The 21102-nt window shown below is 65.9% G+C and carries 23 protein-coding genes; 5 read left to right on the top strand and 18 right to left on the bottom strand.

The annotated features are described in order from the left end of the window. Positions 1 to 243: 243 nt before the first annotated feature. From G6N81_RS08600 to G6N81_RS08590, 3 genes are all read right to left on the bottom strand, one after another. Positions 244 to 1158 carry a serine hydrolase gene (locus G6N81_RS08600; RefSeq protein WP_165135651.1) on the bottom strand — a complete coding sequence of 305 codons (915 nt, stop codon included), beginning with the start codon at positions 1156 to 1158 and terminating at the stop codon, positions 244 to 246. 91 nt (positions 1159 to 1249) lie between these two features. Next, on the bottom strand, positions 1250 to 3217 hold the full coding sequence (locus tag G6N81_RS08595; protein WP_165135648.1) for a M13 family metallopeptidase: 1968 nt from the start codon (positions 3215 to 3217) through the stop codon (positions 1250 to 1252). Positions 3218 to 3260: 43 nt separating this feature from the next. Then, positions 3261 to 3854: a hypothetical protein gene (locus tag G6N81_RS08590; RefSeq protein ID WP_165135645.1), complete on the bottom strand. Its 594-nt coding sequence runs from the start codon at positions 3852 to 3854 to the stop codon at positions 3261 to 3263. Between the two features lie 120 nt (positions 3855 to 3974). On the opposite strand from G6N81_RS08590, the gene G6N81_RS08585 reads away from it, so the two are divergent. Continuing rightward, positions 3975 to 5294, top strand: a complete 1320-nt coding sequence (locus G6N81_RS08585) for an MATE family efflux transporter (RefSeq protein WP_165135642.1) — start codon at positions 3975 to 3977, stop codon at positions 5292 to 5294. Here G6N81_RS08585 and G6N81_RS08580 read toward each other — a convergent pair. The 4 genes from G6N81_RS08580 to G6N81_RS08565 are packed head-to-tail and all read right to left on the bottom strand — an operon-like array spanning position 5282 to position 8257. Next, positions 5282 to 5881 (bottom strand): ATP-binding protein, encoded by a 600-nt coding sequence (locus G6N81_RS08580; protein ID WP_165135639.1) that lies wholly within the window; start codon positions 5879 to 5881, stop codon positions 5282 to 5284. The genes G6N81_RS08585 and G6N81_RS08580 overlap by 13 nt on opposite strands. A gap of 58 nt (positions 5882 to 5939) precedes the next feature. Next, entirely contained in the window at positions 5940 to 6566 is a 627-nt protein-coding gene (locus G6N81_RS08575; protein ID WP_165135636.1) for a TrmH family RNA methyltransferase, read from the bottom strand. Between the two features lie 45 nt (positions 6567 to 6611). After that, positions 6612 to 7247: a metal-dependent transcriptional regulator gene (locus tag G6N81_RS08570; protein ID WP_165135633.1), complete on the bottom strand. Its 636-nt coding sequence runs from the start codon at positions 7245 to 7247 to the stop codon at positions 6612 to 6614. Between the two features lie 23 nt (positions 7248 to 7270). After that, the gene (locus tag G6N81_RS08565; RefSeq protein ID WP_241244932.1) at positions 7271 to 8257 is read right to left on the bottom strand and encodes an SDR family NAD(P)-dependent oxidoreductase; all 987 of its coding nucleotides are present in this window, start codon (positions 8255 to 8257) and stop codon (positions 7271 to 7273) included. A 75-nt stretch (positions 8258 to 8332) separates the two neighbouring features. On the opposite strand from G6N81_RS08565, the gene G6N81_RS08560 reads away from it, so the two are divergent. After that, positions 8333 to 9121, top strand: coding sequence for an HAD-IIA family hydrolase (locus G6N81_RS08560; RefSeq protein WP_165135627.1), 789 nt, complete (start codon positions 8333 to 8335; stop codon positions 9119 to 9121). Further along, positions 9114 to 9254, top strand: coding sequence for a hypothetical protein (locus G6N81_RS08555; protein WP_165135624.1), 141 nt, complete (start codon positions 9114 to 9116; stop codon positions 9252 to 9254). Before G6N81_RS08560 ends, G6N81_RS08555 begins: the two co-directional genes overlap by 8 nt. A gap of 93 nt (positions 9255 to 9347) precedes the next feature. Here the strand turns inward: G6N81_RS08555 and G6N81_RS08550 are convergent, their stop codons facing one another. The 8 genes from G6N81_RS08550 to pyrE form a co-directional block, all read right to left on the bottom strand. Further along, on the bottom strand, positions 9348 to 10334 hold the full coding sequence (locus G6N81_RS08550) for an IS481 family transposase (RefSeq protein ID WP_165135621.1): 987 nt from the start codon (positions 10332 to 10334) through the stop codon (positions 9348 to 9350). Positions 10335 to 10506: 172 nt separating this feature from the next. Further along, the gene (locus G6N81_RS08545) at positions 10507 to 11463 is read right to left on the bottom strand and encodes a hypothetical protein (protein ID WP_165135618.1); all 957 of its coding nucleotides are present in this window, start codon (positions 11461 to 11463) and stop codon (positions 10507 to 10509) included. Positions 11464 to 11706: 243 nt separating this feature from the next. After that, positions 11707 to 12060 (bottom strand): avidin-fold protein, encoded by a 354-nt coding sequence (locus G6N81_RS08540; protein WP_241244931.1) that lies wholly within the window; start codon positions 12058 to 12060, stop codon positions 11707 to 11709. A gap of 21 nt (positions 12061 to 12081) precedes the next feature. Continuing rightward, positions 12082 to 12873, bottom strand: a complete 792-nt coding sequence (locus tag G6N81_RS08535) for an ABC transporter ATP-binding protein (protein ID WP_165137866.1) — start codon at positions 12871 to 12873, stop codon at positions 12082 to 12084. Positions 12874 to 12875: 2 nt separating this feature from the next. After that, a complete protein-coding gene (locus G6N81_RS08530; RefSeq protein ID WP_165135615.1) occupies positions 12876 to 13793 on the bottom strand; it encodes an ABC transporter permease in 918 nt (305 codons plus the stop codon). 6 nt (positions 13794 to 13799) lie between these two features. Further along, positions 13800 to 14798 carry an ABC transporter substrate-binding protein gene (locus G6N81_RS08525; RefSeq protein WP_165135612.1) on the bottom strand — a complete coding sequence of 333 codons (999 nt, stop codon included), beginning with the start codon at positions 14796 to 14798 and terminating at the stop codon, positions 13800 to 13802. Positions 14799 to 14893: 95 nt separating this feature from the next. Continuing rightward, positions 14894 to 15808 carry an ROK family protein gene (locus G6N81_RS08520; protein WP_165135609.1) on the bottom strand — a complete coding sequence of 305 codons (915 nt, stop codon included), beginning with the start codon at positions 15806 to 15808 and terminating at the stop codon, positions 14894 to 14896. A 75-nt stretch (positions 15809 to 15883) separates the two neighbouring features. After that, positions 15884 to 16462, bottom strand: a complete 579-nt coding sequence (pyrE, locus tag G6N81_RS08515) for an orotate phosphoribosyltransferase (protein WP_165135606.1) — start codon at positions 16460 to 16462, stop codon at positions 15884 to 15886. Between the two features lie 35 nt (positions 16463 to 16497). Here pyrE and G6N81_RS08510 point away from each other — a divergent pair, with 35 nt between their 5' ends. Next, a complete protein-coding gene (locus G6N81_RS08510) occupies positions 16498 to 16755 on the top strand; it encodes a hypothetical protein (protein ID WP_165135603.1) in 258 nt (85 codons plus the stop codon). Between the two features lie 20 nt (positions 16756 to 16775). After that, positions 16776 to 17618: an exodeoxyribonuclease III gene (locus G6N81_RS08505; RefSeq protein ID WP_165135600.1), complete on the top strand. Its 843-nt coding sequence runs from the start codon at positions 16776 to 16778 to the stop codon at positions 17616 to 17618. A gap of 1 nt (position 17619) precedes the next feature. On the opposite strand, the gene G6N81_RS08500 is transcribed toward G6N81_RS08505, so the two are convergent. The 3 genes from G6N81_RS08500 to G6N81_RS08490 form a co-directional block, all read right to left on the bottom strand. Further along, complete coding sequence (locus G6N81_RS08500; protein WP_165135597.1) at positions 17620 to 18864, bottom strand: MFS transporter; 1245 nt, start codon at positions 18862 to 18864, stop codon at positions 17620 to 17622. Positions 18865 to 19059: 195 nt separating this feature from the next. Continuing rightward, positions 19060 to 19710 carry a response regulator gene (locus tag G6N81_RS08495; protein ID WP_165135594.1) on the bottom strand — a complete coding sequence of 217 codons (651 nt, stop codon included), beginning with the start codon at positions 19708 to 19710 and terminating at the stop codon, positions 19060 to 19062. 7 nt (positions 19711 to 19717) lie between these two features. After that, positions 19718 to 21028 carry a sensor histidine kinase gene (locus G6N81_RS08490; protein WP_165135591.1) on the bottom strand — a complete coding sequence of 437 codons (1311 nt, stop codon included), beginning with the start codon at positions 21026 to 21028 and terminating at the stop codon, positions 19718 to 19720. Positions 21029 to 21102 lie beyond the last annotated feature (74 nt).

Below are 21102 nucleotides of genomic sequence, written 5' to 3'. Positions count from 1 at the left end.
CGTTTCACAAGTCCACGGCGCCAGCCCGACGGCCTACCGCGACACCCGCAAGGGCTGACCGCGGCAGGGGGCCGGGGCTCCCTCGTGACGTTCACCACCCGCTCGTCAGTCGCGTGCCTCCCAGCGGAGATCACCGTCCGTCACGCGGAGATGTGCGCTCCAGCGGACTCAAAGCCCCGCTTCGCCCCGCGCCGGTGCACATCTCCGAAGGAGCGCACACGATGTCCCCGCGGGGCCGCGCGCTCAGCCGATGATCTCCAGAATGTCCTCGCCGAGGGTGCGGAACGCGCGGTGCACGCGGTGGCGCGTCAGGAGCGCATCGTCGTGCATCTGCACGAACAGCGCATACGCGAGAGAGCGTCGGCGGCCGAAGGCCACGCCGGACTCCGCGCGCATACCGGGCGCCCGGCCCACCTGGTTCACGAGAATGATGTCATCTTCGCGCCCCACGGGGAACGGGTCGACGGCCATTGACGCCCCGACGAGGCTCACGTCACGCTGCATCGCCAGAAGCGCCGTCAGGTGGTCGGCCACGGCATCCGAGATGCCCTCACGACGGGCGATCCGTGCGAACAGGGCCGCGTATTCACGCGCCGAGCCGATCGCCGCGTGCGGCGCATCGTCGGGCCCTCGCTCATCGCGAAAGCGATCGAGAATTGCCGAACGCGTCATGCCGAGGCTGGTCATTCGGCGGGTGACGGACTCGGTTCCCACCAACTCCAGCAGGGCGTTCGACGCGACCCTGTCCGCGGAGGCCGCGGCGAGCGCCGTGACATCGGCCAGGGGGAGCTCCGGCGTCTCCAGATGACGCCACAGCCCACTGCCCGCGACATCGTCGTCCGCGCGGGAGATGAACTGCTGAGGATCGAGGTCACCCTCGTGCATCCGGGTTGTGACCTCGAGCAGCATCGGCAGGATTCCCACCGCGCCGATCGGCATGGGCACGTGCGCGTCTCCCGACAACACGCTGTGGCCGGTTTCGACATCGGTCACCTGAATGCCGATGTGCACACCGGCCCTCGCTAAGTGCTCCAGGTCGCGCATCGTGGCTGACAACCGCGACGATCCCGGCGCACGCCGAGCGGCACGCCGTAGCGTGATTGCGCTGCGTCGCTCCCCCCGCAGCGACGCAGTCCGAGCTGGGGGCTCTGTGCCCACGATGCCTCCTTGAAGGCGAGAAAGTAGACCCCGGTTGGGCCTGCGTCAGAGCTTCAATTGTGCTCTACGAACAAAGGTTATTCGGGCACCGTCACCAGATCGTCACACGCTTGTTCTCTGGGAGCCACAGCGCATCGCTTTCCGTCACATCGAATGCCTCATAAAACGCGTCAATGTTGCGCACGATCTGGTTGCACCGGAACTCACTCGGCGAGTGCGGGTCGACCGCGAGAAGCCTGATCGTCTCGGCGGCGCGGCCCTTCTGCTGCCACACCTGTGCCCACGAATAGAAGACGCGCTGCACGCCCGTGAGCCCATCGATTTCGGGGGCCTCCTCGCCGTCGAGCGAGAGCGCGTAGGCCTTCAGCGCAATACCGAGCCCGCCAAGATCGCCGATGTTCTCGCCGATCGTGAGCGCGCCGTTGACGGTGTGCGAGGCATCGAGACCCTGAGGAACCAGTTCGGAGTACTGGTCGATGAGGCTCTTCGTGCGCTCCTCGAACGCGGCGCGGTCCTCATCACTCCACCAGTTCTCCAGCGCACCGGTTCCGTCGTACTGCGAACCCTGATCATCGAAGCCGTGGCCGATCTCGTGCCCGATCACGGCGCCGATTCCGCCGTAGTTCGCAGCGGCGTCCCGCTCGGGATCGAAGAAGGGGTGCTCCAGGATGGCCGCGGGGAACACGATCTCGTTCATCAGCGGGTGGTAGTACGCATTGACTGTCTGGGGCGTCATCAGCCACTCCTCGCGGTCGATGGGCTGGCCCACCTTCGCCAGCTGACGATCGTGCTCGAAAACGCTCGACCGGCGCACGTTGCCCACAAGATCATCGGCCGCGATGTCGAGGGTGCCGTAGTCCGTCCATTTGGTGGGATAGCCCACCTTGGGCGTAAAGCTGTCGAGCTTTGCCAGAGCTTTTTCGCGCGTGACGGGGCTCATCCATTCGAGCGTCGTGATCGACTGCCGGTAGGCCTCGATCACGTTGGCAACCAGCTCGTCCATCGCATCTTTCGCCTGCGGCGGGAAGTGACGATCGACGTAGATGCGGCCGATCGCCTCACCCAGCGCGCCCTCGGCAAGGCTGACGCCGCGCTTCCACCGTTCCCGCATCTCCGGAACACCCTGCAGGGTGGTTCCGACGAACGAGAAGTTCTCCTCGACCAGCGCATCCCCCAGGTACGGCGCGGCGGAGCGCACGATCTTCCAGCGCAGCCACGCCTTCCAATCGTCAAGCCGCTCGGAGGTCAACAACGAGCCGAGACCCTCGATGAACGACGGCTGGTACACCGTGACCTCGTCGAACGCGGCGGCGGTTTCGGGCGCGAGGGCCGTGAGCCAGGGGCCGAGGTCAAGACCGGCAAGCGACTCGACGTCCGACCAGCTCATCGGGTTGTAGGTGGCAACGGCGTCGCGGCTGCGCACGTTGTCCCAGTGGTGACTGGCCACCTCGGTTTCGAGCGCGATGATGCGGTCGGCCGTTCCCGCAGGATCGTCAATTTCGGCCAGGGCGAGCATACGTTCCAGGTGCGCACGGAACTCCGTTCGCACCTCGGCGAACTGCTCATCGCGGTAATACTGCTCGTCGGGAAGGGAAATACCCGCCTGGACGAGGAACGGAATGTAGCGCTGCGGGTTGCCGGGATCGGGCTCGACAAAAACGCCGATCACGTTGCTGACGCCCTCGCGATCGAGGGTGCTCACGGTGCGCAGGAACGACGGAACGTCGCTGATCGCGTCAACCCGGGCCAGCTGATCCTGGATCGGAGTCAGACCACGCTCGGCGATCCGATCGGTGTCCATAAAGCTGGCGAATGCGTCGCCGATTTTGCGGGCTTCCGTGCCCGGCTCAGCCGACTGTGACTCCTCGACGATCTCGCGCACCCGCTTCTCGGCCTGTTCGGCGAGAACGTGAAAAGCGCCCCATCGCGCCTTATCTCCGGGGATCTCCGTTCGATCCATCCACGAGCCATTGACGTATCGGAACAGATCGTCCTGCGGGCGGATGGTCTCGGAGAACTCGCTCGTGGCGATACCGGAAGGAAGCGTCATGCCTGACATCGTATGCGTCCAGAGGGCACCGCGGGCGGGCGGGCGGGCGAACTCAGACCGGCGCCAGCATCCACGCCGCCGTTGTGAGCAGAACGGCGATACCGGTTCCGAGCACCACCTCGATCTTCGAGTGGTGCCCGAGCTGCAGGCGACTCCAGACGACGATCGGCAGGGCCGCGGCGAGCGCCAGAAGCCACCACGGTGAAAAGAGAAACGCCGCGAACATTCCGAGCGAGGTGAGGCACATCGCGTGCATCGACACCTTAGGCCCGATCAACGTGATGGTTCCCGCGATGATGAGTCCGGCAAACATCGTCGCCAGCGCCCACAGCAGAAGGGGAGGCGCCCCCAGAAGGGACACCACAAGAACCCCGACGATGACCGACGTGATGCAGATGGCGTAGGCGAGCGGGCGCTGACGGTGGGTTGTGACGTGCCGGTTCGTGAAGTGTCCGCGACGTGCCCCCACTTCGAGCGCCACGTAGGGGATAACACCGCAGAACAGGGCCAGGAGCGCGCCCCAGCCGAGCCCCTGCCACCCCGGCGCGCCTCGGATGCCGCACAGCAGCGAAATGGCGACAACGGAAAGCGCGGGAGTGCTGAGCTCCGTGATGACGCGCGCGATGCGATCGGTGCGCGCGCTCACGGCGATCCCGTCGGTGCGTTTGCCTGGCAGCTCACGGCGCGATCTCCTCGTTATCTCGGACGCCCACTCACGCCCCGGGCTCGACTCTAGTGGGGTGCGCGGACGGCCTACGCTGGAGGCGTGACATCCCCCTCCCTGAACCGCGACATTCTGCGGCTCGCGGTGCCGGCGCTGGGATCGCTGATCGTCGAACCGATCTTCATCGCGCTGGATTCGGCAATGGTGGGGCACCTGGGCGTTACCCCCCTCGCGGGGATCGGTATTGGGTCGGGTGTTCTGAACACCGTCGTCGGCCTGATGGTGTTCCTGGCCTATTCGACGACACCGGCCGTTGCCCGTTTGTACGGCGCGGGGAAAACCTCGGGCGCGGTGTCGCGCGGGATCGACGGGATGTGGTTGGCGCTCGGCATGGGTGCTGTTCTCGCCGTCGCCGGTTACCTCGCCTCTCCGTGGCTTGTCAGCCTGTTCGGCCCATCGGCTGCCGTTGCGGAGCAGGCGGAGATCTATCTCTCGCTGTCGATGTGGGGGCTGCCGGCGATGCTCGTCGTTTTCGCCGCAACAGGACTGCTCCGGGGGCTGCAGAACACCATGACGCCGCTGTGGGTGGCGGGCATCGGTTTCGCGGCAAACGCGCTGCTGAACTGGCTATTCATCTACGGCCTCGGCTGGGGCATCGCAGGTTCCGCCGCCGGCACCGTTGTCGCCCAGTGGGGGATGGTGGCCGTGTACGTTGTCATCGCCGCCCGCCTCGCGCGGCAACACAGCGCCTCGACGGCCCCGTCGCGCGCCGGGGTGCGCGGCACGGCAACAACCGGCGGGTGGCTGTTTCTCCGCACCGTCACGCTGCGTACGGGGCTCCTGCTCACGGTGGCCGCGGCGACGTCACTCGGAACGGAGGAGCTGGCGGGCTGGCAGGTGGTGTTCACGATCGCCTCGATCGCGGCGTTCGCTCTGGACTCCCTCGCCATCGCGGCACAGGCCCTGATCGGCCGGTACCTCGGCGCGGGAGACGAACGAACCGTGCGCCTGATCCTGCGCCGCACCGTCACCTGGGGCGCGGCCGCGGGGGCCGCCATCGGGGCGCTGATCGTGCTGACCTCTCCCCTGGCCGGCGCCGCATTCACCGGCCAGTGGGAAATGTCATGGCTGGTTCTGCCCGCGCTGGTGCTCATGGGCATCATGCAGCCCCTCGCCGGCATCGTCTATGTGCTCGACGGTGTTCTCATGGGCGCGAACGATGCGCGCTATCTCGCGTTCGCCGGCGGGATTGGTTTGGTGCCGTTCATCGCCTACGTGCTGGTGCTGCTGATGTTCGCCCCGACGGGATCGTGGGGACTGGCCGGGGTGGCGGCAGCCTTCTTCGTCGTGCTGATGGGCGCGCGGTTTCTCACCCTCGGGCGACGCATCCGCGGCGACGCCTGGTTGCGTCAGGCGGCGTAGTCGGCCAGTTGTACGCGAAGTTTGCGCACCGACACCGGCCGGCATCCGGCCGCCGTCAGCTCGGCAAGAATGGCGGGCTCGTTGCGCGCGAGGCGCAGCCCGCGGCGCAGCAGCACGCCAAGTGATTTTCGGCTCTCGCGAACGTCGCGCAGAAACCGCAGCCACATCGTCAGCCACCGCGATCGCCGAACGCAGACCGCGTCCTGCAGGATGCCCCGGCGACGAGCCTCCGCAACAACCTCGCCAACGAAGATCCCCTCGGCGAGAAAAACACGCGCACCGTCCAGCGCCACCGTGCGCGAACCGATCACGCTGCTCGAGGAGATGTCGTAGATCGGCGCCTCTGCCCTCCCCGAATGCGCGAGCGATTCCAGGGCGTCGACCGCCGCGGCCGCGTTCCACGATCCGCGGTGGTCCCAATCAACCTCGCCGGAATCGAACCGGGGCAGCGCGGGATCGTCGTGTTCACGGTAGAAATCGTCGAGCCGCAACAGGGGAAGACCGGATGCTTCCGCCAGCCGTGATTTGCCCGATCCGCTGGCCCCGCCGATGAGGACGACGCGGGCGAGGGGTTCGTGGCTGGGCATCCGACTATTCTTCCGGACGTGGCTGAAGCACCCCTGCAGGTGACAGCCCGGCAGGGGCTCAGGCGTGACGCCTGGCCCACTCGTACATCACCACGGCGCCAGCGGCCGAGGCGTTGATCGACCGCGTCGACCCGTACTGCGTGATCTCGATGTGGCCATCGGCCGCAGCGAGCGCCTCCTCGGTCAACCCCGGGCCCTCCTGCCCGAACAGGAAAACGCAGCGCTTGGGCAGGTCCGCCTTGTCGACGGGAACCGCTTCGCCCACGTTGTCGACGGCGATGATCGGAACGCCCTCACCCCGCGCCCACGCGGCGAAGGTGCCGACGTCGGGGTGGTGAACAACGTGCTGATACCGATCGGTAACCATCGCCCCGCGTCGGTTCCAGCGCTTCCGGCCGATGATGTGCACCGTATCCGCGAGGAACGCATTGGCCGATCGCACAATCGAGCCGATGTTCATGTCGTGCTGCCAGTTCTCGATCGCCACGTGGAAGCCGTGTCGGCGCGTGTCCAGATCTGCGATGATGGCGTCCATCCGCCAGTACCGGTAACCGTCGACCACGTTGCGGCTATCACCGTGCTCCAGAAGCTCGGGATCGAAGTGATCGTCCTGCGGCCACTCCCCCGGCCACGGACCCACGCCGTGCGTCGACTGCTCGGGATGGGGTGCGGGGGTGTCGGTCATCCCCCTATTGTCTCGCCACGAGCTGACGAATCCGCCACCGGCCGCTCAGGCCGAGAGCCAGATCACGTCGGAGGCCCCGGCGGGCAGCTCAACGCGTCGGCCGCCGATCTCCACCCCGTCGCCGCGCACGGTGAGGCGCGTCCCGACGTCGATGCCGCTGGCCTCGATTGCGCGGAGGAGAAGCGGATCGCGATCGCTCACGCGCAACACGCTGCCCTCGTGGCCGTCCTCGGCTTCGAACAGCAGCACAAACGGCACGCGCACAACGGATCCGTCGGGGCGCGGAATCGCATCGCCGTGCGGGTCATGTGTGGGATGACCGAGCTTCTGATCGATTTTCTCCAGAAGCCGGTCGCTGACAGCGTGCTCCAGCACCTCGGCCTCGTCATGCACCTCGTCCCACGTGTACCCGAACTCGCGCACCAGCCACGTTTCGATCAATCGGTGCCGACGCGTCACGGCGACAGCGCGCGCATGACCGCCCTCGGTCAGCGTGACGGGGCGATACGGTTCGTGGGCAACAAGGTCGGCCGCCGCGAGTTTTTTCACCATTTCGGTCACGCTCGATGGCGCGATGCCGAGGTTCGCCGCGAGCACCGACGGCATGATCGGCTGATCCTGCCACTCGGTGTGGGCGTAGATGGTCTTCAGATAGTCGTCCGCCGCGGGGCTGGTGGCCATGGAACCAGCGTACGCGGCGGCAGCTACCGTGCTGCTTTGGCGGCCTTGTCGAGCGGCCAGGTCAGGCCGGACAGCTCCTCGCACGCCTCCCACAGCTTCCGGCGCACCTCGGGGTCCGACGACGTTGACGACGGGCGCTGCATCGTGGGTCCGCCGCGTGTGAGCATCCGGGGGCCCCAGTAGTCGCCGCTGCGTACCTCGGGGTCGATGAGCGCGCGAATCACCGAGTCCGCCCCGCGCTCCTTCCCCTGCGAGAACGGTGTCTGCAGGGTGTCGCGCAGGCGCTTCATCAATCGCGGCTCGTTGACACCCTTGACGATCGGCGTTCGACCACCGATCGAGTATCCGGGGTGGGCGATGACGCTATCGACGGGAACACCGGCGTCTCGAAGCCGCGCGTCGGCCTCCAGCCCCAGCGCCTGCACCGCCACCTTGGACTGCACATAGGCCTTCCACGCCGAATATCCCTTTTCCAACTGCACATCGTCGGGGGCGTAGCGTCCCATGCGCGTCGAAACGCTACCGAGCCACACCATGCGCGGTGTCCAGCGCGGTGAGGAGGCTTTGGCAAGGGGAACGATCAGCTCGGCGCCCAGCACGAAGTGCCCCAGCGCATTCGTCGCGAACACCAGCTCGCGGCCATCGCGGGTGATCTGCCGGGTCTTGGGCGTATGAACCACACCGGCGTTGAAGACCACGCCATCCAGCCGCGAACGCTGAAACAGCCCGCCGCGCACACTGGCGGCGGCGGCACGAATCGACCCCGGGTTCGCAACGTCCATGAGGAGCGTCTCAACTGACGCGCCGGGCACCCGGGCTTCCAGGGCCTCGTGAGCGGCCTGCAGCTTGTGGGGGCTCCGCCCGCTCATGATGACGTGCGCACCGGCACGAGCGAGTTGTTCGCAGGTGAAATAGCCGACGCCCGCGTTCGCACCCGTGACAAGAAAGCTCTTGCCATCCTGCGGTGGCAGCTGCTGTGGATCCCACGCATTCTGCGCGCTTATGCTCACAGTGCCGAGCGTAATCCCGCCAGATGACGCACGCATTGCGGCGCGCGGATACCGGGAAGCGAATACGCTGAAGTCATGGCGAATCGTTCCGACATCGAGTGCTGGCTGACAGACATGGACGGGGTTCTCGTTCACGAGAACCGCGCCATCCCCGGCGCCTCCGAACTGCTCACACAGTGGCGGGACGATGGAACGCCCTTCCTCGTTCTGACCAACAACTCGATCTTCACCCCGCGCGATCTCTCGGCCCGGCTGAAGTCGAGTGGCATCGAGGTGCCCGAGGAGCGCATCTGGACCTCGGCCCTCGCAACGGCCACGTTCCTGCAGCACCAGTCGCCCGGTGGCACGGCGTACGTGGTGGGCGAGGCGGGCATCCTCATGGCGATGCACGAGGCCGGGTTCATCATGACCGAGTCCGACCCCGAGTACGTCGTCATCGGCGAAACGCGCAACTACTCGTTCGAAGCCATCACCAAGGCCATTCGTCTCATCAACGGTGGGGCGCGCTTCATCTCCACCAACCCCGATGCCACGGGCCCGTCAGCCGAGGGTGTTCTTCCCGCAACGGGCGCCATCAACGCCCTCATCACCAAGGCCACAGGCAAGGAGCCCTATATCGTCGGCAAGCCCAATCCGATGATGTTCCGCTCCGCGCTCAACCGCATCGGCGCGCACAGCGAGAACACCGGCATGATCGGCGACCGCATGGACACCGACATCGTCGCCGGTATCGAGGCCGGGCTGCACACGATTCTCGTGATGACGGGCATCAGCGACAAGCGCGAGATCGACAAGTACCCGTTCCGTCCCAGCGAAACCCTCGCAAGCGTGGCCGACCTTCTCCGGGAGCCCCTCAATGGGTGAAGCCTGGCTCATCGTCGCCGCGCTGATGTGCGCATCGGGCATCGCCGTGGTGATCATGCGCCTCGGCCGCATGAAAAACGGCGGTGGCGATGACGACGACGCCTTCGGGCCGCGCCGGCCACCCGAGAAGTAACGGGCGGCGGGGCAAGTCCTCAGCCGAGCATCGCCAGAAACGTCCGTTAGTTCTGCTCGGGAATCATCGTGCCGAAGCGATACGTATTACTCCCTAGCTGTACTGGCCGGGGACGTTGATCAATCGTGAGAAGGGCGGCTGGTTGTCACAGGCGGTGTGGGGTCGGTGCTGGTTGTAGTAATGCACCCAGCCTTCGAGGGCATCACGACGTTCGGTCTCGGAGGTGTAGCAGCGGGCGTAGGCCCAACCGTCGGCCAAGGTGCGGTGAAACCGCTCGATCTTCCCGTTGGTTTGCGGGCGGTAGGGGCGTGTCTTCTTCACGGTGATGCCGAGCTGGGCGCAGGTCTGGTGCCACAGCCGGGATTTGTAGGCCGATCCGTTGTCGGACAGGACTCGCTCGACGGTGACGCCTCGATCGGCGAACCGGTCGTGAGCCCGGATGAGGACCGCGGTGGCTGTGAGGGCCGTCTCGTCGTCATGGATCTCGCTGTAGACGACGCGGGAGTAGTCGTCGATGACGGAGTGGATGAATGCGTGGCCCATCTTCGGGTTGTGCCACTTGCTCTTGGGCTTGTCGGGTGTGGCGGCGCGGTTCTTCTCACCCTGTTGCCGGCCTGCGAAGCGCCATCCGCCGCCGTTGGGGATGTTGCCGATCTTCTTCACATCGACGTGGACCAGGGAGCCGGGGTGGTCGTGCTCGTAACGGCGGACAGGTTGGCCGGTAGCGCGGTCGACGTGGGACAGCCGGTTCAAGCGAGCGGTCGTGAGGATGCGGTGAACCGTCGACGGGGCGATGCCGAGTCTGGGGGCGAGCTGCACAGGCCCCTCCCGGAGCCGCAGGCGCAGACTCACGCACCGCTTGACCACGTCCGGAGCCGTCCTATTGGGGCTGTTGTGGGGTCGCGAGGAACGGTCAGTCATGGGCTGGCCTGTGCGATAGCGCTCGGCCCAGCGCTTGACGGTGGGCCATGAGACCTGGAATCGGGCCGCGACCTCGCTGATGGGCCAGCTCTCGTCGACGACCAGCTGGGCGACCTTGAGGCGATGACGCGGGGTCAGCGCAGCGTTCGCGTGTGACATGTGTGTCTCGTTGAGGTGCGGTAACGGCTGGCGACCGCAGAGGTCACCGGCCGTGGCGGGTGCGTCGTTTCGGAGACGGGTTGCAGTCAGTGCTTCCGGCGGTGAGGGGCTTCGAAGTCCGTCGAGAGTGGAGCCACGTCTGTGTCGTGCGACGTCCTCGACCACCTTGTGGTCAGCGTGCAGCCAGGTTCCTCGTCAGGTCAGCCTGGGTGCATGCCAAGAGGCGGAACCCCTCCGCGACTTTGGACCACTGGTGCGTCACGGTCGGGTACTGCAGGCCTCCCAGGATGCGTGCTTGCTGTTGGATGTTGGTTGCGATTTCTATCTCGTCGATCCGCGCAAGCCAGGTAGCTGCGTCTTGGCGTCGGCGAGCGCCGAGACGCAGGCTGAAGTTGATCAAGACATCCCGGAGGTCGTCGGAGAGACCTTGGTCGCACCTGTCGGCCATCTCCATGAGGGCGGCAGCGCCGCCCACGGTTCCGGGCGGCACCGGCAGATCTCGCCCCTGGGCCCAGCTGATAGCTTCGGGCAGCATGCCTCTCAGGGCGTCCTCGGTGGGCACGTCCACCGTGCGGGTGAATCCGCTGCGGTACGTGAACGGGGGCACATAGTCGATCTCATCGGCACGCCAGGCCTCTACGAACACCTCAATGGGAAGTGCGGCCCAAGGGTGTCCCTGCGGGTCATGCATCCAGACGGTGTCCTCGGTCACGTCCAGCACCGCCACATAGTGATCAGCGCCCGTGGCTCGGTCGGAACCGGGTTGATGGACAAGGAGGCCCATGTCGAGAGGCCCGACGAAGACGGGGCGCTGTCGTTCGACCTCTGCGCGAAGGAGGTCCATCGCGTCGGAAGAGCTGGCCGCGTGGTGAGTCTGCCATTCGTAACCGAGCAGTCGAAGTGCTTGGTCGATGCCCTCTTCAGGGTCCCATCCGAACGGATCGGTGAACGGCATCTCTCCTGCGAGCAGCTGGTAGCCGAACGCCGAGGACGTGAGGGTTTCGATGAGGCTCGGTTGCAACGCCGGGTCGTCCAGGGTCATGACGAGGGTGTTGGTGTAGCAGAGTGGCGCCGATCCAACGTAGGGAAGAAGCGCGGCACCGGGGCTGGGGGTGCTGTTCTCGATCATGCGGTCAGCATCGCATCTGACACCGTGTAAGGGTCCAGTCGAACATCCTTCGCTGGCGGGTCATCTCTTCCCCAACCTCTTCGATCAACGTGTCCGGTCAGTACACCTAGCGGCGAGTCTCCGTGCAGTTTCACGAGCGCTGACCTGCGCGGCTGGGAAAATTCGAGATACTTCTCATCATCTACTTCGACGAAGATTTCGAAAGGGTCCCCGCCCGCGCGTTCGATCGACCACTCGAGCACCTCAGATGAGCTCCACGACCGCGCTCGACCCGTTGCCCGGCTTCGACTCCCATGCCCACGTCTCCTCAAGGCGGAGCCGGCGATCGGTCGTAGCCGTAATCTTTGCCGTGCAACGCCCAGAGGCTGTCTCGCGAGCCTGGTTCATCTGGCTGTACCGGAAGGACAGAGTGTCACCCTGACGTGTGCCGACGAGGTAGCCTCGGCGCACCTCGCCACCCGCGTACGTCGCCCAGATGTCACCATCCGCCTCGTGATAGGTGAAGACCGTCTCCGGCCCCACCCCGCCCTCCGCGGCCTGCGACTCTGCGACGAAGATGCGTCCGTCGAGGGAAGGGGATGCGTCTCGTCCCGTCATGCCGCAAGTTTAGAAGGCCCCTCAGCCGAGCATCGCCCTGTCGTCGAAGCTGGCGCCCTTGATCTTGCCGAACTCGGCCAGGAGCTTCTCCACCGTCAGCTGACGCTTGGTCTGCGCGTCGGCGGAGAACACGATCCGGCCCTCGTGCATCATGATGAGCCGGTTGCCGAGGGCAAGGGCCTGCTCCATGTTGTGCGTGACCATGAGCGTCGTGAGCCCGCCCTGCTCCACGATGCGGCCCGTGAGGCCGGTCACGAGCGCCGCCCGCTGCGGATCCAGTGCCGCCGTGTGCTCGTCGAGCAGCAGGATCCGGGGGTGCGTGAAGCCGGCCATCAGCAGCGACAGGGCCTGCCGCTGACCGCCCGAGAGCAGCCCGACCTTCGCCTTCAGCCGGTTCTCGAGGCCGAGCTCGAGCGACGTCAACTCCTCGACGAAGCGTTCGCGCCGCGCCTTCGTGACGCCGCGCCGGAGGCCGCGTCGCTTCCCGCGTAGCAGCGCGAGCGACAGGTTCTGCTCGATCGTGAGATCGGGAGCCGTGCCCGCCATCGGATCCTGGAACACGCGCCCCACGAACCGCGCACGCTGGTGCTCCTTCAACTTATTGACCGTCGTGCCGTCGATGTCGATACGGCCCGCGTCGACGGAGATCCGGCCGGCGACCGCGTTGAGCAGGGTCGACTTTCCCGCGCCGTTCGAGCCGATCACGGTCACGAAATCACCCTCGCCAAGACGCAGATCGACCCCGGCAAGCGCGCGACGCTCGTTCACGGTTCCGGGGAAGAACGTCTTGCTGATGCCATCGATCGCGAGCATTGTCACGCGCCCTTCGTCTCGGCGCCCGCAGGCACCTGCCCGCCGCGCAGGTCCCGCCACGACGGGATCCGCTTCAGCACGCCCCAGCGTGGTAGCAGCAGCGCCAAGACCACGAGAGCCGCCGTGATCGCCTTCATGTCGTTCGGGTTCAGACCCACCTGGAGCGCGGCGAAGATGATCACCCGGTAAAGCACCGCGCCCACCACGACGGCAAGGCTCGCAAGGAAAATGAAACGCTGGCCAAGCACCGCCTGGCCAAGGATCACTGAGGCGAGGCCGACGAGGATCAGACCGATCCCCATGCTGATATCGGAGAAGCCCTGGTACTGCGCAACAAGCGCTCCGCACAGGCCAACGAGCCCGTTCGACAGCGCCAGGGTAAGAATCGTGGTGCGATCGGTGTTCGCGCCGAGGCTGCCGATCATCTGCTTGTTGTTGCCGGTTGCCTGCACCGCGAGGCCGAGATCGGTCGAGAGGAACCAGTCGACGATGAGCTTCAGCACGAAAACAGCCGCGAAGAAGATCAGCACACCGATCCACGTGCGGCCGAGCAGCTGCGCGTCGCGCAGCGGAGTCATGAGCGTCCCCTCGCGCAGGAGCGGCACATTCGCGCCGCCCATGATGCGCAGGTTCACCGACCACAGGGCGATCATCGTGAGGATGCCCGCGAGCAGCCCGTCGATTTTGCCCTTCGTGTGCAGCAGCCCCGTCACAATTCCGGCAATGAGGCCGGCGCCGCCGCCCGCGAGGGTCGCGAGCAGAGGGTTCTGACCTGCCGTGATCATCGCCGCGGCAACCGCTGCGCCCGTCGTGAAGCTGCCGTCAACCGTGAGGTCGGGGAACTTCAGCACGCGGAACGTCAAATAAACGCCCAGCGCCATGACTCCGTAGAGGAGGCCGAGCTCGATCGCTCCGATCATGCGGCGCTACTCGATGACGCGGTCGGCGCGGTCGGTCACCGACGCGGGAAGCTCAACGCCCATGCGTTCGGCCGCGTCCAGGTTGATGATCAGCTCGACATCGTTGGAGGTCTCGACCGACATCTCGGCGGGGTCCGCACCATCTTGCAGGATCTTCACGGCCATCTCGCCCGTCTGGTAGCCGAGCTTGCCGTAGTCGATGCCGATCGTCGCGATCGCGCCGTTCTCAACCGGGCCGGCGTCGCCGCTGACGACGGGGATTCCGTTTTGCTCGGCAACCTGGATCAGCGCCGCGATGCCCGACACGACCGTGTTGTCGGTGGGGACGTAGATCGCGTCAACATCGCCAAGCGACTGCGTGGCCTGCTGCACCTCAGCCGAGTTCGAAACCGTGGCCTCCTTGATCGTGAGACCCAGCTCTGCCGCGGCTTCCTTGGCCAGCTCGACCTGCACCTCGGAGTTGACCTCGCCCGAGCTGTAAACGATGCCGACTGTCTCGGCGTCCGGAGCGATTTCGGCGAGCAGCGCCAGCTGCTCAGCAACAGGGTTGAGGTCGCTCGTGCCCGTGACGTTCGCGCCGGGTGCCTCGTTCGCGTCGACGAGACCGGCCGCCTCAGCATCGGTCACGGCGGTGAACAACACGGGGGTGTCGAGAATCGACTGCGCGGCAGCCTGAGCGGCGGGCGTGGCGACGGTGAAGACGAGGTCGTGTCCGGCGCCCGCGAACGTCGTCGCGATCGTGTTCGTGTTCGGCACCTCGCCCTGCGCGTTCTGGTCGTCGTAGACGACCTCGATGCCCGCGTCCACGAGTGCGGTTTTGAAGCCCTCGGTCGCCGCGTCGAGCGCGGGGTGTTGCACGAACTGCAGAACACCGATCGACACCTGGTCTCCGGCGGGCTCTCCGCCCGATCCGGCGTCGTTGGACGACGAGCAACCGGCGAGGGCAAGCAGCGCGGCGGCGCCAATGCCGGCCGCGGCGAGGAAGCGGGAACGGGGCTGAGACATGTGACGTCCTTGTGGCATGCGACGGGTGGAGCTGACCTGTGAATGGTACCCGCTCAGCGGGCGCGATCACGGCTCACCGACCCAAAGAACTCCCCCTACCGCAGGGCGAGAGCAGCCGCGCCGACGAGGGGGCCATCGGCACCCAGACCGCTGCGCACCACCCGCGTACGGCGGGCGTAGGGCAGCGCAGCCCATTCGCGGACAACAGCGCCGACGAGCTCGACATAGTCGTCGGAAACGAACGAGAACCCGCCCGATATGGCGATCACGTCGAGATCGAGAAGAACAGAAGCGTCCGCGAGCGCCCGACCGACGGCGTCCGCCGAACGCACGATCGCATCACGCGCGATGCGATCGCCGCGGCGCGCATCCTCCGAGAGCTGCTCCCCCGTCGTTCCTTTCCACCCCGCCAACCGCGCCCACTGCACGCTCGCCGGGCCAGAAGCAACCTCTTCCAGCGTCAGCTCGCCGCCATGGCCGGCCGCGCGCACCTGACCGAGGTGGCCGGCGTTGCCGCTCGCGCCGCCGATCGCCTTCCCCTCAACGACAATTCCGCCGCCAACGCCGGTCGACACCACGATCGACAGCGACGAGCGCGAGCCCGCTGCGGCGCCCAACCACGATTCGGCGAGCGCAAGGGCGCCGCCATCGTGCCGAAGCGTCACCTCGGCGTTCGCGCTTCCCGCGCCGACGACAACGGCGTCACTAACCGCCTCGGCGAGACCGAATCCGCGGGCGTGCGGCATGTTGACGGGCGAAATCGTGCCCTCACGCAGGTCAACGGGACCAGCCGATCCCACCCCGGCGCCCACGAAGTCAGCCCCTCTCGGGAGCTGTTCCAGCGCATACCCGACAACTGCGCTCACGGCTTCACGCAGGCCGTCATGCGTGATTTCTCGGCCCGTTGGTCGACGGTTGCGGCTGGCGGCAAGCACGCGGCCCGACTCATCGACGAGACCGGCCTCGATTTTGGTGCCGCCCAGGTCGACGGCAAGCGCAATGCGGGTCATGGGTTCTTCTCTGTCGCGGCGGAGGCAGTCACGGCTTCGGCGACGTGTGCCATCACGCGCATACCGCTGAGGAGACTATTGCGGCGCGAGGCCGAGGTCGTCAAGGTCGATCGCAGCCCGCCACTGAAGCCCCTCTGCCTCGATCGCGGCCTGAGCGCCGGTTTTGCGATCGACGATCACGGCAACGGCGGCGATCTCGGCGCCCACCTTGCGCAACGCCTCGACGGCCTTCAGAGCAGACTGGCCCGTTGTCGACGTGTCTTCCAGAACGACAACGCGCTTACCGGCGACCTCTGCGCCTTCGATCTGACGACCACGCCCGTGGTCCTTCGGCTCCTTGCGCACAACGAACGCATCGAGCGGGTGATCGGTTGCGGCCGTTGCGTGCATCACCGAGTTCGCGATCGGGTCGGCTCCGAGCGTCAAACCACCCACCGCAACGATCCCGTCAAGATCACTGATGAGGTCGCTCATGATGCGACCGATCGCGGGCGCAGCCCGGTGATCGAGGGTGAGCTTGCGCATGTCCACGTAGTAGGTGGCCTTCTTGCCGCTGGACAGCGTGAAGTCGCCGTGGAAAACGGCCTCGTCCTTGATCAGTTCGATCAGCTGCTGACGGTCGGACTCGAGCTCGGGCGTAGATGCGATGGCCATGCCCCTAAGCATACGGATTTCGATAGCCTGCCCGCATGGCACAACAGACCCTCACCGACTGGCTCAAGAGCCACCGTCTCCCCCGCCCCGGCCTGTTTCAGAAGGGGTACGACGCGTCGTCGGTCGATGTTCTCCTCGACAAGGTCATCGCCCGCATGGACGCAGGCCGCCAGTTCACCGACCTCGTCGAGCGCCCCACGTTTCCCTCCGCTGCCCGCGGTTCCGCGTACGCGATCGATGCGGTGGACGATCTTCTCGACAACCTGAAGTGGGGCTCGGACCCGCGCGACTAACGCCCGCTTAGGCTGAACGCATGCGGATTGCGACCTGGAACGTCAACTCTGTTCGTGCGCGTATCGAGCGCGTGATCGGCTTCGCCGAGAAACAGGGCATCGATGTGCTCCTGATGCAAGAGATCAAGTGCAAGCCGGCGCAGTTTCCCTACCAGGCCTTTGAGGACGCGGGCTACACGGTGGAGGCCCACGGGCTCAACCAGTGGAACGGTGTCGCGATTGCCAGTCGCCTCCCCGTGGACGATATCGAATATTCCTTTCCGGGAATGCCTGGCTTCCAGAAGGGATACGACGGCGACGATGCGCCGCTGGAGGCGCGCGCGATCTCGGCGCTGATCGAGGGTGTGCGGCTGTGGAGCCTCTACGTTCCCAATGGCCGCGGGCTCGACGACCCGCACTATGTGTACAAGCTTGCGTTCCTCGACGCACTGCGCCAGTACGCGGCACACACTCTGGAACGCACACCGGACCTTCCGCTGGCCCTCACGGGCGACTTCAACATCGCGCCCACGCCCGAGGATGTGGGCGATCCTTCGATCATTGAGGGCGTCACAACGCATGTGTCGCCCGAAGAGCGCGCAGCGTTCACCGCTTTCGAAGCCGCGGGCCTGATCGACGTCGTGCGTCCGCTGGTACCGACCGGATACACGTTCTGGGACTACAAACAGCTGCGTTTCCCCCGCAACGAGGGCCTGCGCATCGACTTCATCCTCGGCTCGCCCGCGTTCGCCGACCTGGTGGAGGGGGCATCGATCGAGCGCGACGAGCGCAAGGGTGAGGGCCCCAGCGACCACGTGCCCGTTGTGGTGGACCTCAACCTCAGCGACGACGATGACGACGACATGCCGATGATCTTCGGCTGAGCTACGAGGCTTGCGCCGTCGCGGTCTCGGCCGTTCGCGCCGACAGCGCCAGGAAAGCGACCGCGGCAACGAGCGTCAGAGAAGGCCACACGATGAGCGGGATGAGAATGCCCGCCTGATCAGCGAGGATGCCCCCGCCCAGCGCCGCAATCGGCACGCTTCCCATGGTCAGCATGCGGCGCGCGCCGATCGCTCGACCCAGGACGTCGGGTGGAACAGTTTGTGCCGCATATGCGCTGCCGGCGATATTCGTGACGGTCAGAACGATCGCCCACGTCGCTTGAAACACCGCCAAGATGACGTGTGCCGACTGTGGATTGAGCAGCGCAACAAGGGGAAGCGCCGCGACGAGTGCCTGCGCGATCGCGCCGATCACGAAGATCCGTTTCACCGGAATCGTTTGGACGATGCGTGGCGCGACGACGCTTGCAAGCAGACCGGCGCACGCCGCGATCGTGCCGAGCGCACCATAGAAGAGCACACCGAGGTCGAGCACGCGCAGGACAAGAATCGCCTCGACGGAATCACCGATTGCGAGACCGATGTTTCCCGCAGCGATGAGCACCGTAGTACCGAGCAGGAGTCGGTTTCTGACGAGCACGCGAAAGCCCTCGAAGAGGCCGGCTGTCGGGGTGTTCCCGGAGCCGGCCAGATCGGCCTCCTGCTGCCGCGCGTTCCGTCGCACGCGGAGAGCGGCAAGCGCAGCCAAGGTGATCAGCAGCAGCGAAACACCCAGTGTCCACGTTCCTCCCACCTGCACAATCAGAAAAGCAGCGATCGCGGGGGCAAGAACGCCGGCAATGTTGTCGGCCGCAGCCATCTTCGCCACCGTCGATGCAATACGCGTCGGGTCGGAGGTGAGGCGGGGAACCGTCGACACTTGCGCGTTCTCCGTCACGAGATGACAGACACCGAGCGCTGTCACGATTGCCAGGATCGCCGGGGTCGACAGACGCTCAGTGGCAGCGAGGCGAACGGCCGCGGCGATGAGAAGGACCTTCGTCGCGAGCGACAACACGAGAGTTCGGGCGGCACCCACCCGGTCGACGAGAGCCCCTGCGGGGACCGCCAGCAGCAGGAATGATGCACTGCCGAGTGCGTTCATCAGACCGACCTCGGTGGCACTAAACCCCGCGACGGTCACCACCAGGATCGAGATGGCGACGTCAAAGATCTGGTTTCCACCGGCATCCGCGCCATTGGAAACGTACAAGCTCCCGATTCGTACGCGCGCGTGTTTCGCCATATGTGCCTTCCGTAACAGGTCATCGCCTTGGCGATCGTGAAGTCATTCACGTGCGCAACGATCTATGCAGCGAGCATGCCCGAGATGTTGACCTAACGAAGGAAACGTGAGCCTCTCAGCCCCATCTTCCGGGCATCGGGGGCGATCTGCTCGCAGTTTTCCTTCGTTAGGTCACGCGGACAACGCTCCGCGACCCTACGCGACCCCGTGCCGGTAGGCCCAGACGACGGCGGCCACGCGGTCGCGGGAGCCGGTCTTCTGCAGCACGTTCGAGACGTGTGTTTTCACCGTCGCTTCTCCGATGAACAGCTCCGCGGCGATCTCAGCGTTGCTCATCGCGGCGGCGAGGAGCCGCAGCACTTCCTCCTCGCGCTGCGTCAGCTCAACGACAATGGCATCAGATTCCTCTGTAGGAATATGATTGCCACTCCCCCGCCGCTCGATCACGCGTCGTGTGACCTCTGGGGCGAGAAGTGCGTCGCCCGTCGCGGCGATGCGGGCGGCGTTCACCAGCTCTTCCGGCCCCGCGTTCTTCAGGAGGAACCCGCTGGCGCCGGCATCGAGCGCGGCAAACAGATAGTCGTCCCTGTCGAAGGTCGTGACGATCACCACACTCGCCGTGCCGCCGGAGGCGACGATGCGCCGTGTTGCTTCGATGCCGTCCATGTCGGGCATCTGCACGTCCATAAACACGACATCCGGTTCGAGTGCGGCGGCACGCTCGACGCCCTCAGTCCCTGTCGCTGCTTCGCCGACGACCGTGATGCCTGAGGCTTCGAGGATCATCCGAAACCCCGCCCGCATCGTGGCGTGATCGTCGACGAGCAAAACGGTGAGAGCGGTCATCCCTCCATCATGGCGTGTCAGCAGAACCCAGCGGCACGCGAACGCGAACGAGATATCCGCCGCTCTCCCGCGGACCGGCCTCGAGGGTGGCACCCATCGCTGTCGCACGCTCGCGCATTCCCAGCGTGCCCAGCCCTGCTCGGGAGCCGAGCGCAACACGGCCGGTGTTCGTCACTTCCAGCTCCACGGCGCCGGGCGAGTATCGAACGCGGGCATCGGCCGTCACTCCGGGCCCGCCATGCCGCCGGGCGTTGGTCAGCGCCTCCTGCGCGATGCGGTACAAATTCACCTGCACAAAATCGGGCACGGGAATCTGATCACCGATGAAGCGCAGTGATGTCGGCGTTCCCGCCGCCTCAACGCTGCGCACCAGCTGGGGGAGACACGCTAGTCCGACGGTCGACGGAGCCTCCCCTTCTTCCTGGCTCTCGTCGCGGAGGGTGTCAAGAAGATGGCGGAGCTCATCGATCGCTTCTCTGGCCGACGCCTCAACGGCGGCTAGCGCCCGTTCTGCCGCAGCAGGATCGGCATCCATCACGGTGCGCGCCGCCCCGGCCTGCACCCCCATGGCTGACACGTGGTGTGCGACCACATCGTGCAGTTCACGGGCAATGCGGACGCGGTCAAGCGCAACCGCCTGGGCGCTCGTGAGCTCCTGTTCCTCTTCCAGCTGCCGTGACCGGTTGGCCAGTGCCTGTCGGTTCAAGGCACTGTCATATGCCCTCTCGCCCATATAGTAGGCCCCGCCGAAATAGAAGAGGTTGATCAACCACATCAGGAGGAGAACAGCCAGCGCTGGCGTGAGAACGCCGCCGTATCCTTCCCACTGCTCGGGAATGGGCTCCGTTGCCGTGCGGAACGTCGTGATGCAGAGCCACACGAACATCGCGCCGATGATCAGTGCGCGCCAGCGCATCGCACGCCGGCGATCGTTCACCCACGCACCGATCGTGTAGATCGAACAGAACAGTGCGATCTGGCTCACGTAATACTCAATGGCGTTAAGCTCCGCGCCGACGATATATGCCGCGTTAACGATGAGCGCCACGGTGATCGGAAACCGTCGGCGCATCACGAGCGGAAGTGTCATCAGGAGAGAGAAGAGCAACATCAGCGGGAGGCTCTGCTCCTCGTCAAACGATCCGTATCCCGCGATGAAGCTGAGGACGTCGCTGATGACCACCGCAACGACGAGGCCTCCGCCAAGAAACCAGTCGTTGCGAAGCTCGGCGGGGGTTGGCGCCTCGCGTGCGAGATCCTCGGCTTCACTCCGGAACGACGAGGCGGCACGGGGGAGAGGGGTGTCGATCACGGCCATAGTCACCACCGTATGGGCGAGACGGCGACCGCGAATCCCCCGGACGGCGGATCCTCTTGATTCCCCTGGCGCAC

The sequence above is a fragment of the Microbacterium amylolyticum genome (genome assembly GCF_011046975.1).
Lineage (GTDB): Bacteria > Actinomycetota > Actinomycetes > Actinomycetales > Microbacteriaceae > Microbacterium > Microbacterium amylolyticum.
Note: the sequence above shows the minus strand (reverse complement) of the source record. Positions and strands in the feature narration are given on the sequence as shown.